The following is a 14,436-nucleotide window of genomic DNA, read 5'->3' as shown; positions in this document are numbered from 1 at the left end:
CATAATTTGATTTTTTATATAAAAACGTTATTAATGAACAATAAAAAATGTATTGCAAAATAACTATTGTGGAAATTAGATAGTTGTGCGCGTGGATCTGCCGGCCACGTTGGACAGGAAGTGGTGACATGACGAGCAGGACGAAGCGGATTACAGAGATATTGGTAGCCGCGGGGGTGGCCTGCGGCATGCTCGCGCCTCTCGTCAGCGCCTCCGCCATGAATCCCGGCTCCCGGCCCACAAGCGCCAAAGCGGGTTCCTCCGTTTCTCAACAAGCCCCGAAATCTCCCAGCGCGCCAAAACCGGCGGACGACACAAATCTCAAGAGCAACGATCCTGGTCCGTCGGCGGGAGCGGACACGCAGCCGACCTCGCCGAGCGACGGACCGACGACACCTCAGGAACCCCAACAACCACAATCCCCATCCCAAAACACCGTCGGGCCGCAGGACGGCAGCTGCACTCCATACGACAACCCGCTCTCAGGGTCAAACGACAGGCTCGCCTGGAACGTCACCGCGGACTGCACCCTGCATGTCACCGATTACGGCACAAGCACCTGGATCAGCAACAATTGGAACGGTTACGTCGACAAAGACAAGATAACCACCATCAGCTTCGAGGCATACATGCCTCATCGCAGCTTCACCCAATATGTCACCGCCTCCTCTATGTTCGCGAATATGGCCTCGTTGACAACCATCAACGGCCTCAACAAGCTCGATTTCAAGAACACCTCCAGCATGGAGCAAATGTTCATGAACGACCCGAATCTCCTGAGCGTGGACCTGACGGGGATCGACACCAGCAACGTCACGAACATGTGGAAGATGTTCATGGGCCCTGCCACCACAACCGTTGCGAACGGCCCCAAAAAGCCCTACGCGTTGCAGCACATCACGTTCGGCCCGGATTTCAACACCTCGAAGGTCACGAACATGGAGGCCATGTTCGCCAACTGCGACAATCTCGAGGACCTCGATGTCAGCATGTTCGACACGAGCCACGTCACCAACATGCACATGATGTTCGACACCGACAACGTCGATGACGGCATCGACAACGCCGCCAACCACGACTTCCCAAGCCAATCCCATCTGGGCAGCATCAAATTCGGGCCGAAATTCGACACCTCGCATGTCACAAACATGGGCTTCATGTTCTACGGCGACAACGCCCTCACCTCGTTGGACGTCAGCCACTTCAACACCGGCAATGTCACCGACATGGAAGCCATGTTCGACAACGTGGCCAAAGCTCCGGCCATCGACGTCAGCGGCTTCGACACCAGCAAGGTCACGAACATGTCCTACATGTTCTGGCACAACGAGACCGTCACCAGGCTCGATGTCGGCGGCTTCGACATGCACGCGGTGACCGACACCCAATCCATGTTCGACGATTGCTGGAGCGTCACCACTCTGGCCGTCAGCGAGTTCAACACCAGCGCGGACACCAATATGCAATACATGTTCAGCGACGATAGCAGCCTGGTGACATTGAACGTCAGCGGCTTCGACACCAGCCAGGCCACCAGCATGGGCGGCATGTTCAGCGACTGCACAAACCTGCAGGTCCTTGACGTCAGTCACTTCGACACCTCCAAAGTACGCAATATGAGGTTCATGTTCAGCGACGATTACAACATCACCCAACTCAACGTCTCGGGATTCGACACCAAGAATGTCATCTCCATGAATTCGATGTTCAACTACCTCTCGAAGGTGCCGGAAATTGACGTCTCGCATTTCGACACCAGCAAGGTCGGCACCGTTGCCGATGACCCGGCCACCTGCCCGGCGGTGTGGAACAACACCAACAACAACTATGATCACCCCTGCAAGACGATGGAATACATGTTCAACGAGGACGAGGCCCTCAAACACGTCAACGTCGGCGGCTTCGACACTTCAAGCGTGAAAAGCACCAAGCAGATGTTCAACGCCACCGAGCATCTCGAGACACTCAACATGAGCGGCTTCGATTTGTCGAATGTCACGGATGTGTCGTTCATGTTCTCAAGCGTTGGAGGCAATAGCTTCTCTAACACCCTCAAGGCCGTCGTACTCGGCCCCAATACACACTTTCGCAACGGCGCATACGACAATGCCGCTTTCAATAACCTGGGCTACGTTCCCGATTGGTACCAGGTCGACCCCGTGGGAACCTGGCATGGAACCTGGTGGGATATGGTCGGGCAGAAAGACGCGTCAGGCAATGTGGTCGGCGCCAACTCCCCCTTTGGTTCCCAAGGCACGAATCCCGCCACACGTACAGAGCCAACGGTCTACGTGCACGATGGCTACGTGGCCTTCAAGTTCCTGCCCAACAATCCGGCAAACAGCGACCCCGCAAGTATGGACGGAGTGACCGGAGCGATGGACGTCTACGCCGGACTCCCCAGCGAAGCATCCAACCCGCGGTCATTCAACCTGCCGCAGAACCACTACAGCATCACCGGCCACCGCTTCATCGAATGGAACACCGAGGCTAACGGCACGGGCCGCGGCTACACGGTCGACGACCAATACACCATCCCCGAGGACACCCCCGGCCATCCCGTCAAAAACACCACCATCAAGTTCTACGCCAAATGGTTCAAGTCGCCTGATACGCCGGAGGTCACCGCCGTGGCACAACACGGCAACGCGATCGCCGGGGTGATTCCCAGCGACAACCGGGCGACGGTCGACATCACCGTGGAATTCGAGGTGCCCGACGGCACCAAGACCAACAGCAGCCTCAAGATATTCGCCAAATCTGGCCGCAACAGCTTCCTGAACGAGGACGACGTCAACCGCTTCCCGGTCTACACCATCGCGGGCAACGACCTGATCGCCACGGGCTCGCCTGAGGCCCGGATATCAAAGACGTTCACCGTCAACGCGGCCGACATCCCGTTCCTCAAGAGCTCCTACCCCGATTTCAACTACACCTTCACCGCCATCGAGACCTTGAGCGGCGTGGAGGGCGAGCAGTCCGGCTGGGAGCCGTATTCCACCCACCTCGACTTCGCCCCGCCCGTCATCAAGCCCTCGGCCACCATGTACAGGGTCACCGGGCAGTCTAGCGACACCATGGACGGCACGCTGGCGAACGTCGGCACCGACATCGCCTCCCCCACCACGGGCACAGCAGCCGGGCAATGGGACACCGACATCTCCGGCGAGCCACCCGTCATCCCGCTGCCTCGCCACGAGAAAGCCGGCAACCAGCTGACCTTCACCTGGCCCGGCGGAGCCGCACCCACCACCACAAGCTCCAACGTACTCAACGGCACCTGGAGCACACCACTGGCCGACATCGTCAATCTGACCGACAATGTCACCATCAACGCCGTCGACAGCCTCGGCAACGAGGCCGCACCGGTCACGCCACAGCTGATCTACACGCCTGTCATCGACAGCGTCACTAGTCCCACCACCGTCAACGGCGAGCTGCCAGCTGGCTCAGTGGTGAAGGTGAAGATCTCGCACATCCGCCCCGCGAGCATGGATTGGGGCAGTGTGCAGATCACCGCCAAGCCCGAGCACAACAGCATCCCCGACACCGCCGATCTCACCGACCTCGGCACGGGCACCGTCACCTATTCGAGGGATCTCTGCACCGGCGTGGACGCGACCACGGGCTGCACCGCCGCGGAAAGCGGCACGGAATCGACAATCACGGTCAACGTGCCGGTCAACGCCACCTATCCCTTCACCACCTACCCCGACAAGGATTGGACGTTCGAGGTGCGCATCGGCCTGCCGCAAGGTGGCTCGCCGACCGCCTACACCGGCGTCGCCAAGGCCAACAGGCATATGGACATGGAGCCGCCGAGCATCGAGAACACCAAGAACAGCTACCTGACCAGCGAGGCGAACCTAGGCGGCAAACTGTGGACCTCCACACGCACGGCTCCCGAGACGCCGACATGGACGCTGGGCGGCACGGCGCCGTCGAACCCGGACCGCGCTCCCGAGATGGGCGCGAGCCTCACCGTCACCTGGCCCGACAACACCACCAGCACGGGCTCCAGCATCACTTGGAACGACAACAAGTGGTCCGTCGCGGTGCCCGCCAACATGCAAGCCGGCACGGTGAAGATCCAGGCCACGGACTCCACGGGCAATGAGTCGTACACCAGCACCGTCCGGCTCACGCCCAGCATGGTGAACGCCCTGCCATTCACCGGATTCGACAACCTGTGGGTGCGTGGCGGGCTTGCGGCGGCCGTGATCGTCACCGCCCTGTCGCTCGCCTACGTCAGCGGCGAGGCGCTCAAGAGGACCCACGGCGTGAAGGCCGGTCGCAGATAAGGAAGGCTGGCGAAGAGGAATAAAGAATACAGGCAAATAAGCCCCGGCCCCGATTAGGACACCACCACCTCCAGGCCAGGCAGCTCACCACAACCGAAACACCATACGAATCCGGCCCCGCCCGAACAATCACGTTCGCGGCGGGGCCGGATTCTATATAAATGGCTGATGGTCACTCAAGCGGCCATCAGCTGTAATCAGCCGTCCGTAATCAGTCGGACATCTTCACTTCCGGACGGCCATCCTCGGCCCACAGAGTGTGGAAGGCGCCGGGCTCGTCCACACGGCCGTAGGTGTGCGCGCCGAAGAGGTCACGCTGGGCCTGGATGACGGAGGCGGGCAGGCGCTTGGAACGCAGCTCGTCGTAGTAGGAAAGCGAGGTCGAGAAGACCGGCGCGGGCACACCGCAGGTCGCGGCCTTGGCCACCACGCGGCGCCAGGAATCCTGCGCGCCCTCGACGGCCTTCTTGAAGTACGGCGCGAAGAGCAGCGAGACGTCGGCCGCGCCGGACTCGAAGGCGTCGGAGACGACGTTGAGGAACTGGGCGCGGATGATGCAGCCACCACGCCAGATGCGTGCCACGGCGGCCAGATCAATCTTCCAGTCGTACTGCTTGGCACCATCGTTGATCTCGTTGAAGCCCTGCGCATAGGCGACGATCTTGGAGGCGTAGAGCGCCTGGCGGATGTCTTCGATGAAGGCCTTGCGCTCGTCGTCGCTGGCGAACGTGATCTTGCCGTCGGGGCCGGTCATGCCCTGCTTGGCGGCACCGGCGCGCAGCTCGGTCTGGTCGGAGAGGCCACGGGCGAAGACGCCCTCGGCGATGGCGGTGACGGGGGTGCCGAGCTCGAGGGCGGTCTCGACCGTCCAGGTGCCGGTGCCCTTCATGCCGGCCTGATCGACGATGACGTCGACCAGCGGCTTGCCTGTCTTCTTGTCCTTCTCGTGCAGCAGGTCGGCGGTGATCTCGATCAGGTAGGAGTTGAGCTCGGTCTTGTCCCACTCGGCGAACACGTCGCCGATCTCGTCGGGGGTCATGCCCATGCCGCGACGCATCAGGTCGTAGCTTTCGGCGATGAGCTGCATGTCGGCGTACTCGATGCCGTTGTGGACCATCTTGACGAAGTGGCCGGCGCCGTTCTCACCGATGTGAGTGACGCAAGGCTCGCCCTCCGCCTTCGCGGCGATGGACTTCAGGATCGGGCCGAGGGTCTTCCAGGACTCATCGGTGCCGCCGGGCATCATGGACGGGCCGTTGAGCGCGCCCTCTTCGCCGCCGGAAACGCCACAGCCAACATAGTGCAGGCCGCGGGCGCGGATGGCCTTCTCACGGCGGATGGTGTCTTTGAAGTAGGAATTGCCGCCGTCGACGATGATGTCGCCCTTGTCCATGGCGTCGGCGAGCGCCTCGATCATGGCGTCGGTGGGGGCGCCGGCCTTGACCATGATGATGGCCGTGCGCGGCTTCTTGAGCGAGGCGACGAACTCGTCGATGGTCTTGGCGGGCACGAACTTGCCCTCGCTGCCGTGCTCCTTCATGAGCTTGTCGGTACGCTCGTAGTGACGATTGTAGAGCGCCACGGTGTTACCATGATGCGCGAGGTTCCGCGCAAGATTCGAACCCATAGCCGCCAGGCCGACAACTCCAATGTTTGCTGTTGCTTCCGCCATTGTTTACCTTTCACATCGACAAATCACGTGCTCGCACTCCGCGTCTCGCCACGCACGTTCGTTCGCGGCCAACGGCTTGCGCGCCCCATTCGCGGCATTTGTCACGTTGCCGCGTCTTTGGGCGTTCGGGGCGTTCTCGACCCCGTGCACACGTCGTTTCCAGTTTATCGTCTTGGCCGCCGTCGCGCATCAATTATCAGCTCAATGAGACATTTATATCAGGACGATTATGCTTCCGTTCCGTTGTGCCATGCCTCCCTGTTGTATTCCCGAACGCTGTATAGCAATAATGAAAGGGCCTGCTTCACTCAAGAAACAAGCCCTTTGCGAGGTATCACCAGCCCGCGAGCGCCGCACCTACCGTTCAAACAGGCCCGCCGCGAGCCCCTTTGCCACAGAGAAAACGTAGCATTCGCGAAAGCCGCTTTCGGTACAAATAACGGCAACATGACGCACAAATCGCAAGGCACTCGAATGGTGCGCGCCGCCGCCAACTACTCCAGGAACATCTCGCGCAGCCCGGCGACCTCGTCCTCGCTCATGCCATTGTTGAGGCAGTAGCGCTCCACGGAGCCGTATTCCTCCTTGATGCTGGCGAGCACCGTGCGCATGAGCTCCGGCGGCGAGGCGAGCATGGCGGTCTGCGCCGCCGAGATGTGCCCCACGCCCTTGTCGCTCATCAGGCCCGAGACGACGGTGTTCTTGAACGCGGCGCCGAGGTTGTCGCCGGACTGGGCGTAACAGGAGACGACCATGTCATCATCCACGCCAAGCAGACTCATGAGGATGCCCGAGGTGATGCCCGTGCGGTCCTTGCCGGCCGTGCAATGGATGAGCATGGGGTGACCGTCGTCCTGCAGCAGCTTGCGCAGGATGAGCACAATCTGCTCGGCCGAGCCGAAGACGATATCGTGGTACATCTCGGCCATGTCGACGCCTTTGCTCGTCATCTCCTTGAAGCCCTGGCTCTTGTGCAGGTTGGTCTTGAGCAGCGGCACGCGGTCGACGTGGATGTCGGCAGGCAGCTTGTACGACCACAGCTTGACCTCGACTGGGTCGCGCAGGTCGACCACTTCCTTGATGCCGAGCCGATGCAGGTCATCGATGCCGTGCTCGCCCAGGAAGTTGAGGCCGGCGGCGCGGAAGAAGAGCCCGTCACGCAGCTTGTGGCCGTCCGCTGTGGGATAGCCGCCGATGCCACGCGCGTTAGGGACGCCGTCGATCTCGACGCCCGCGCCGTCCCCATCCGGCCGGTAGTCGAGATACGAGGTGCTTGGGTTGGCGGCACCGCCCGAAACGCTTCCGTCATTGTCGCCTTCGCGGCCATTCACCTGATCATCGCGCGAATCCTCAAGCGCCATGCCACACCTCTTTCATTGGTCATTTCCATAACGAATACGCGAATAAGTCTATCGGATAACGTTGGCGCAAGCTGGGAGCCTATCAAAACCAGCGATATTCCCGCCACCCATGTTGGACAAAACGGCAACGAACCCACCAAAGACGCGCATACCCCATTGAGGTAGACTCAAAACAACCATGTTTCAATTCATGCCAGTTTGAGGAAGGACGCCGATGACCGTCAACAACACGCGCGACGATTGGTGGAAGCAGGCCGTCGTCTACCAGGTCTATCCACGCAGTTTCAAAGACGTCAACGGCGATGGCATCGGCGACATTGCGGGCATCACCGAGAAAATGGACTATCTCAAGGCGCTCGGCGTCGACGCGATCTGGCTTTCGCCGTTCTACCCCTCCGACCTGGCCGACGGCGGCTACGACGTCATCGATTATCGCGACGTGGACCCGCGTCTCGGCACCATGGCCGATTTCGACAAGATGGTAGCGGTGGCGCACGAAGCCGGCATCAAGGTGATCGTCGACATCGTGCCGAACCACACCTCCAACAAGCACCCGTTCTTCCAGGAGGCGCTGGCGGCCGGACGCGGCTCGAAGGCGCGCGACCGCTATATCTTCCGCGATGGACGCGGCGAGAACGGCGAGCTGCCGCCCAACGACTGGCAGTCGCTATTCGGCGGCCCGGCCTGGCAGCGCGTGGACGACGGCCAATGGTACTTCCACATCTTCGCGCGCGAGCAGCCCGACCTCAACTGGAAGAACCCGGACGTGCACGAGGATTTCAAGAAGACGCTGCGATTCTGGAGCGACCACGGCACCGACGGCTTCCGCATCGACGTGGCGCATGGACTGGCCAAGGATTTCGACAGCAGGCCGCTCGAGGAGCTGGGCCGCGAGTTCCCCGTGGAGAACAACGTCAACCACGACGGGCGCAACCCCATGTGGGACAGGCCCGAGGTCCACGAGATCTACAAGGAGTGGCGCCAGGTCTTCAACGAATACAATCCGCCGCGTTTCGCGGTCGGCGAGGCCTGGGTGGTGCCTGAGCACCAGCATCTCTACGCCTCACCCGACGAGCTCGGCCAGGTCTTCAACTTCGAGCTCGCGAAGGCCGATTGGAACGTCGGGCAGATGCGCCAGGCCATCACCGAAGGGCTTCAAAGCGCGGCACAGAGCGGCGGCTCCACCTCCACATGGGTGATGAGCAACCACGACATCCCGCGCAACACCACCCGTTACGCGCTGCCGCAGGTGCCCTCGCGCGACAAGCACCAGATCGCCAAGGACTGGATCCTGCGCAATGGAGAGAGTTATTACGAGGACCGTCCACTGGGCACACGTCGCGCCCGCGCGGCCGCGTTGATGGAGATGGGCCTGCCGGGTTCCGTTTACATTTACCAGGGTGAGGAGCTCGGCCTTTTCGAAGTCGCCAACATTCCGTGGGACCGGCTCGAGGACCCGACGCCGTTCCGCACCAACCGCAACTCCACCGACAAGGGCCGCGACGGCTGCCGCGTACCGCTGCCATGGAGCGCTTCGGACGAGCCGAAACCAGCCGATTGGAATCCGGACTTCGGGCAGGGCGCGTCCTTCGGCTTCTCACCGGCCACACGCGCCGATGGCAGCGCATCGGCCGACCCACACTTGCCGCAACCCCTGTGGTTCAAGGATTTCGCGGCCGACAAAGAGTCTGCGGACGCCACCTCAACGCTCAACCTCTATCGTGCGGCGATGCGCATTCGTGCCGAAAAGCTGACGGCGACCGGCGATTACGAGACTTTCGATTGGCTGGATATGGGCAGCGACGTCATCGCCTACACACGCCCAGCGGTCTCAGACGGCTCTCCAGCCACTTTCGCGAGTATTACAAACTTCGGCGCGGCTCCCGTCGCCCTGCCGAAGGGCCGGATTCTGCTCGCTTCCGCAGAACTCGCCGCAGACGGCGGTCTGCCGCAAGACGCGAGCGCCTGGCTCCTACTCGACAAGTAACTGAACAAATAAGTAATAAAATTCAAAATATAAAACAAGCGCCTGAAACTTGCAAATCATAAGGTTTCAGGCACTTATTAATTCTCGTAAACACTTAAATTCAATGCCGATTTTCACACGTTCCAGCGAACGATGACGGGGTCGTTTTTGTAGTAGCCGAGCACCGAATGGTGAGCCGTGTCGAAACGCAGGAGACGGCCCGAGTGCGGATCGGCGCACAGCCATTGCGTGGTGACGATACGCAGGATATGGGCGTGCGCGACAAGCAGAACGTTGTGGCCGGCGAGGATCATCGGCGTCACCTGTTCGATGACACGACGAGCACGCACGGCGGCCTCTTCCACGGTCTCGCCGACGCCGTTGTGGACATTGACCGTTTCGCGGCTCGGCAGGGTGCAAACCCAATCACCCCGCATTCGGGCCGGCAACGTTTCGGGCCCTTCGTCCCAAACGCACCAATCGTGCCCGAGCGCCGCACCGACTTCCTCGCGCCGACGCCCCTCGGCAGGGCCGTAGTCCCATTCCATCAGGTCGTCAAGCGTTTCAAAATCGGAATAACCCGCCAATTGCGCCGTCTCGCTGGCACGACGCAACGGACTGGAAAAAATGCGCCCGCGCCCGAAACCATCCGGGAACGCCTCACGCAATCGTTTGCCGCCCGCGAGCGCCTGACGCCGGCCTTCCTCGTTCAACGGCACATCCGTACGTCCCGTGTATTGCCCGCTCACGCTCCACGCGGTCTGCCCGTGGCGCAACAGCACCAGGTAGCCAGCCTTCGAGGCATCTTTGCCAGAGGTAATGTAGTCGCTCATGGTTTCACTTTAGCGCGCCGTGGTTGCCAGCGCCATCGCTCCTCGCCCAGCGGACGGGAATAGCTTCTTCTATCATGGAGATATGGTTGGATCACAAGGCAAAGGCAACGGCCCCCGCCACAGCAAAAAGGCGGCCAAGGCTGCAGCGGCGAGGAGCGCCGAGGCGGACGCGACCGAAGACGCGGCGACGCTTGCCAACGCAGGTTCCGCCATGGCAGATGCGCAAGATGCACAAGAGACGCAGGCCTCGCCGGAACCTCTCGCCACGCCACAATACAGCCCAGACTCTCAGCAAACCCCATATTCAAGCCCTTCTTCACCTGCAAGCGACCCCAGCCCATTGCATTCCACGGCGGACGATATCGTGGGCAAGCTCAACGCCATTGACGAGAAAGTGAACACCATGCGCAGCAAACAGATCAGCGACCCGGATTCCCTGGGCGACAAGATTTTCAAAGTCGCACTGCCTTCGGCGATCGGCATCGTGGGCGGCAAGCTGTTCAAGACCGTGTGGGACAAGTCCGTCGTCGACCGTCACGGATCCGCCAAGCTCAACGACGGAGAGACCCAGCAGCAAAGCCTTCTGGCCAGCATGACCTTCGCCGCGCTTTCGGCTGCGTTCACCGCCATCATCACCGAGCTCGGCGGCCGTGGGTCACAGGCTTTCGTCACGCGCCGCCAGCATCGTCGTGGCGGAAAGTAGAAAAATAGGGCTGACGTAGGGAAATACGCCGCAATACTTCGCTTGAGGCAGGTTATTCGTTGATTGTCGCGAGCGCAACCGCCATCAAGACATGATGCCTTTGTTCCCAACTTCACATCTCCCCGCAGCAAAAATATCGTCTGGAATGCCATACGTTGTCTAGATTTTTGAGAGAATGACAATATGACAGATACTTCAGCAACACCATTCGAGAACGAAACCATCAAGACGCTGCTCAACCGGCGCTCCATCCGCAAATTCAAGCCGGAGGCCATCGACCCCGAGATTGTCGCCGCGATCGAGGAGGCGGCCCAGCGCGCGCCGTCGAGCCAGTACCTCAACGATTGGTCCGCCATTCGCGTCAAGAGTCAGGAGCTCAAGAAGACCATCGCCAAGATCGGCCACCAGCCCTACATCGCCGAGGCTCCCCTGCTCTACATCTTCATCGCCGACGAGCACCGCAACGCCGCCATCGCCAGGCGAAAGGGCGTCGACGTGCACTCCGACGAGTTCACGCTGAACTCCAACTACCGCTTCGTGCAGGCGCAGAATGACGCCGTGCTCGCGCTGCACGCCATGGAGACCGCCGCCAACGGGCTTGGCCTCGGCTGCGTGGTGCTGGGCTCCGTGCTCAACGACCAGGCCGAGCTCATCAAGCTGCTGCACCTGCCCGAATTCACCTATCCGATTCTCGGCCTGGCCATCGGCAAGCCCGATCAGGCCCCGGCGCTCAAGCCGCGCATGGACCGTTCCGCGCAGTTCTTCGACGACGCCTATCCGGCTGACGACTCGGAGTTCACCGACGGTCTGGACGCCTTTGACGACACGGTGCACCGTTATTACGACCTGCGCAACACCGAGCGCCCGGTCGACGCCTTCAGCGACCAGATCACCAAGAACGCCACCGACCCCGGTGTCTTCTCCCGCAACGCGAAGACCTTGGTCGAGTCGCAAGGCTTCCGCTACGACCGCTGACTCAGCTCTCAGGCCCAACAAACAGGTTTAAACAGACCTACCGAGGCCCATTATCTCCAACATTTTGTTTCTCAAAGGGGACGCGCACTCAAGCCGCGTCCCCAACTCATATCCAAGCCCAAAATCTCAAGCACTTCACAGCTATCACAGCGTCCACCGTGCCCACATCTGCATCGCGTTTGCGACGCAACCACCCAGCTCACCGTCACATTCGCAATCCGAGCCACCTTTGTAGTCGCGTTTGTGACGCAAACCATCCAATTAACGTCACAAACGCAATCTCAACCACCACTTAGTTACGTTCGTGACGTCATCATCCCAATTAGCGTCACGGATGCAATCCAGTCCGCCACCTAATTGCATTTGCGACGCAAACACCCGACTCAGCGTCACAAATGCAACACTGCGCCATTCATATGGTTTACTTTCTCCGTGGTTTGAAACCACGTTTGCGCGAGCGCGGCTTTCGGCTGCTTCGCATCCCGTATAGCAGACGCTCGTCACTCGGGTCGTGATGCGTCAGATGCCACTGTCCGCAGTATTCGCACCGGTACACCCACAGCTCGGCCCCACGTTCCAGCATGGCCTGGTTGGCGGCGCGCTGCGCCTGGGCCTTGTCGTGGTACATGATCTTGCGCGAGCTGGCGCAACGTTTCGGGGTGAAGTAGTGCACTCCCCCACTCTAGCAATGCAGCCTTACGGCAGGCCCTATAACAAAGCAACGCCTCTGTTGTCGTCAATCACACCACACTTCTCATTTCGCTTGTCACTTCGTCATTATCACGCCTTCCCCGTCACAGGAATCTCTAGCATCGACATCACTCCGCATTCGTGCCACAAACCGACTTATAAGCATGCATCAACACCATCAACCGTCATATATCCACAACCCATTCCGACCCGCTGTGCATCCGCATCCACCACAGGCCGTCAGATATCCACTTCTTCCCGACAGGCGCGAATCAGACAAACCAGGTGACGATACGCCAGTTGCCGGAACCACTATGCGTAATGTCGAGATATGGCCAGCAGCATGGACTCAAAAATACGTGTAAAGTTCATCGCATCACTGCAAAAGTCACGTCTAAGACCTTGTTTTGTGACGTCAGACGGCATCTGAGATGCTAAATCAGGCACCCTATCACGTCCAAGCCCTCCAAGATGGCAGCCAGATATAAAAAGGGCGCATGACTCATATGGATGTCGTATAAGCCATGCGCCCGTCAAAAGCACAATGCAAAAAGTTACGGCAAATCGTTGCCAGCGGCCATGTAAAGGTCATACCACTCCTGGGCGGTAATCCTCACATCGGTGCCAGCCATCATCTCCTCAATCCTGCTCGGCGTCATCGAGCCCAACAGCACCTGCATATTGGCCGGATGCCGCAGAATCCAAGCCACGGCGATCGCGTTCTTCGTCACGCCATACTTGTCGGCGATACGCTGCAGTGTCGCGTTGAGCTCCGGGAACTTGGGATTGTCGATGAACACACCCTCGAAGAAGCCGAACTGGAACGGACTCCACGCCTGAATCGTCATATGCCTCAGGCGCGAATAGCTGATGAGCCCGCCATCGTGGTCGACGCTCGGCGCATCGGTCATGTTGACGTGGATCTCCTGCTGCACCATGCCGGTGTGCCCCAAGCCGAACTGCAGCTGGTTGACCTCCAACTTCTGCCCGACCGCGCTCTGCAGCATCTCCACCTGCATCGGATTGACGTTGCTCACGCCGAAATGCCGCACCTTGCCGCTGCTCTGCAGCTCGTTGAACGCCTCGGCCAACTCATCGAGATCAACCAAGGTATCGGGCCTATGCAGCAACACGAAGTCGACGTAATCGGTCTGCAGGTTCCTCAGCTCGCTGTCAAGCGCCTCCAGCAAGTGCTTCTTGGAGAAGTCATAACGGGTGATCTGGTCGCTTTCAGGGTTGCGATAGATGCCGAATTTCGTCTGCACATAGATCTTGCTACGATCCGCTTCCAGATCCTGCAACGCCTGTCCCAGCCGCCTGCTGCTCGCGCCAGCCGTATAGCAATCAGCGGTATCAAAGAAATTGATTCCACCGTCAAGAGCGGTCTTGACGATCTCTCGCGCCTCATCCGCGCTCTTCTCGTGCAACCGCATGACTCCCTGCGCCACACGCGACGCCATCACGCCAGATGTGCCCAGTTCCGAATACTTCATATTTTCTCCTTAAAAGTCTTCATTCCCCATTGTGAAAACCAATACCATTATAAATAGCTAGACTCATTTTGAAAGGCACTACCCAAAGCGAAAAAACGTCTGCCCGATCCGGTTGTGCGTGTTACAGGCCGAACAACATAGCTCTAATAAGAAATCGGACACACCATCCGGGCCCGGGCGGGACTTGCGGCTTGTCGTCTCCACGGCATCGGGAGCCCCGTCGGCGGAGCCAAGACTTGTGTCTTTTTGTATCCGTTGCGTGGTGTCGGAATCCCCGTCATGTCGTTGGTTGTGGCCGCCGGTGCCACGAACCTAACGGGGCTGTGGCGTCCGTCCCGGACTAAGGGCCGACCGGCTCCCTGGTTGCCGAGGTTGTGGGTGTCGCAGGCGGAACCGCATGGTCCTGGCTAGAAATTGAATACGCCATTCGAGCTTCGGAGGG

9 protein-coding genes are annotated in these 14,436 nt (G+C 60.0%); 4 read left to right on the top strand and 5 right to left on the bottom strand.

Annotated features, from left to right (window positions below; all coding sequences use genetic code 11):
- Positions 1–128 precede the first annotated feature (128 nt).
- On the top strand, positions 129–4,301 hold the full coding sequence (locus tag OZY47_RS00490; protein ID WP_277178004.1) for a BspA family leucine-rich repeat surface protein: 4,173 nt from the start codon (positions 129–131) through the stop codon (positions 4,299–4,301).
- A gap of 211 nt (positions 4,302–4,512) precedes the next feature.
- On the opposite strand, the gene gndA is transcribed toward OZY47_RS00490, so the two are convergent.
- Both gndA and OZY47_RS00480 read right to left on the bottom strand, forming a co-directional pair.
- A complete protein-coding gene (gene gndA, locus OZY47_RS00485; protein WP_277178003.1) occupies positions 4,513–5,973 on the bottom strand; it encodes an NADP-dependent phosphogluconate dehydrogenase in 1,461 nt (486 codons plus the stop codon).
- A gap of 494 nt (positions 5,974–6,467) precedes the next feature.
- On the bottom strand, positions 6,468–7,334 hold the full coding sequence (locus tag OZY47_RS00480; RefSeq protein ID WP_277178002.1) for a tyrosine-protein phosphatase: 867 nt from the start codon (positions 7,332–7,334) through the stop codon (positions 6,468–6,470).
- 214 nt (positions 7,335–7,548) lie between these two features.
- Between OZY47_RS00480 and OZY47_RS00475 the strand changes: the two genes are divergently transcribed.
- Complete coding sequence (locus tag OZY47_RS00475; protein ID WP_277178001.1) at positions 7,549–9,321, top strand: glycoside hydrolase family 13 protein; 1,773 nt, start codon at positions 7,549–7,551, stop codon at positions 9,319–9,321.
- A gap of 113 nt (positions 9,322–9,434) precedes the next feature.
- Here the strand turns inward: OZY47_RS00475 and OZY47_RS00470 are convergent, their stop codons facing one another.
- Positions 9,435–10,133 (bottom strand): histidine phosphatase family protein, encoded by a 699-nt coding sequence (locus OZY47_RS00470; RefSeq protein ID WP_277178000.1) that lies wholly within the window; start codon positions 10,131–10,133, stop codon positions 9,435–9,437.
- An 82-nt stretch (positions 10,134–10,215) separates the two neighbouring features.
- On the opposite strand from OZY47_RS00470, the gene OZY47_RS00465 reads away from it, so the two are divergent.
- A complete protein-coding gene (locus OZY47_RS00465) occupies positions 10,216–10,836 on the top strand; it encodes a DUF4235 domain-containing protein (RefSeq protein WP_277177999.1) in 621 nt (206 codons plus the stop codon).
- Positions 10,837–11,019: 183 nt separating this feature from the next.
- Positions 11,020–11,811, top strand: coding sequence for a nitroreductase family protein (locus OZY47_RS00460; protein WP_277177998.1), 792 nt, complete (start codon positions 11,020–11,022; stop codon positions 11,809–11,811).
- 421 nt (positions 11,812–12,232) lie between these two features.
- Here the strand turns inward: OZY47_RS00460 and OZY47_RS00455 are convergent, their stop codons facing one another.
- Together OZY47_RS00455 and OZY47_RS00450 are read right to left on the bottom strand one after the other, a co-directional pair.
- Positions 12,233–12,484: a hypothetical protein gene (locus tag OZY47_RS00455; protein ID WP_277177997.1), complete on the bottom strand. Its 252-nt coding sequence runs from the start codon at positions 12,482–12,484 to the stop codon at positions 12,233–12,235.
- A 571-nt stretch (positions 12,485–13,055) separates the two neighbouring features.
- A complete protein-coding gene (locus tag OZY47_RS00450) occupies positions 13,056–13,994 on the bottom strand; it encodes an aldo/keto reductase (protein WP_277177996.1) in 939 nt (312 codons plus the stop codon).
- Between the last annotated feature and the right edge of the window lie 442 nt (positions 13,995–14,436).

The sequence above is a fragment of the Bifidobacterium sp. ESL0790 genome, from assembly GCF_029395435.1.
GTDB lineage: Bacteria > Actinomycetota > Actinomycetes > Actinomycetales > Bifidobacteriaceae > Bifidobacterium.
This window is presented reverse-complemented; position numbering and strand designations above follow the sequence as displayed.

What these genes read in the sequence shown, in the direction of transcription:
- OZY47_RS00490 (WP_277178004.1), top strand. Translation starts at nt 129, where the DNA reads ATGACGAGCAGGACGAAGCGGATTACAGAGATATTGGTAGCCGCGGGG.
- gndA (WP_277178003.1), bottom strand. Translation starts at nt 5,973, where the DNA reads ATGGCGGAAGCAACAGCAAACATTGGAGTTGTCGGCCTGGCGGCTATG.
- OZY47_RS00480 (WP_277178002.1), bottom strand. Translation starts at nt 7,334, where the DNA reads ATGGCGCTTGAGGATTCGCGCGATGATCAGGTGAATGGCCGCGAAGGC.
- OZY47_RS00475 (WP_277178001.1), top strand. Translation starts at nt 7,549, where the DNA reads ATGACCGTCAACAACACGCGCGACGATTGGTGGAAGCAGGCCGTCGTC.
- OZY47_RS00470 (WP_277178000.1), bottom strand. Translation starts at nt 10,133, where the DNA reads ATGAGCGACTACATTACCTCTGGCAAAGATGCCTCGAAGGCTGGCTAC.
- OZY47_RS00465 (WP_277177999.1), top strand. Translation starts at nt 10,216, where the DNA reads ATGGTTGGATCACAAGGCAAAGGCAACGGCCCCCGCCACAGCAAAAAG.
- OZY47_RS00460 (WP_277177998.1), top strand. Translation starts at nt 11,020, where the DNA reads ATGACAGATACTTCAGCAACACCATTCGAGAACGAAACCATCAAGACG.
- OZY47_RS00450 (WP_277177996.1), bottom strand. Translation starts at nt 13,994, where the DNA reads ATGAAGTATTCGGAACTGGGCACATCTGGCGTGATGGCGTCGCGTGTG.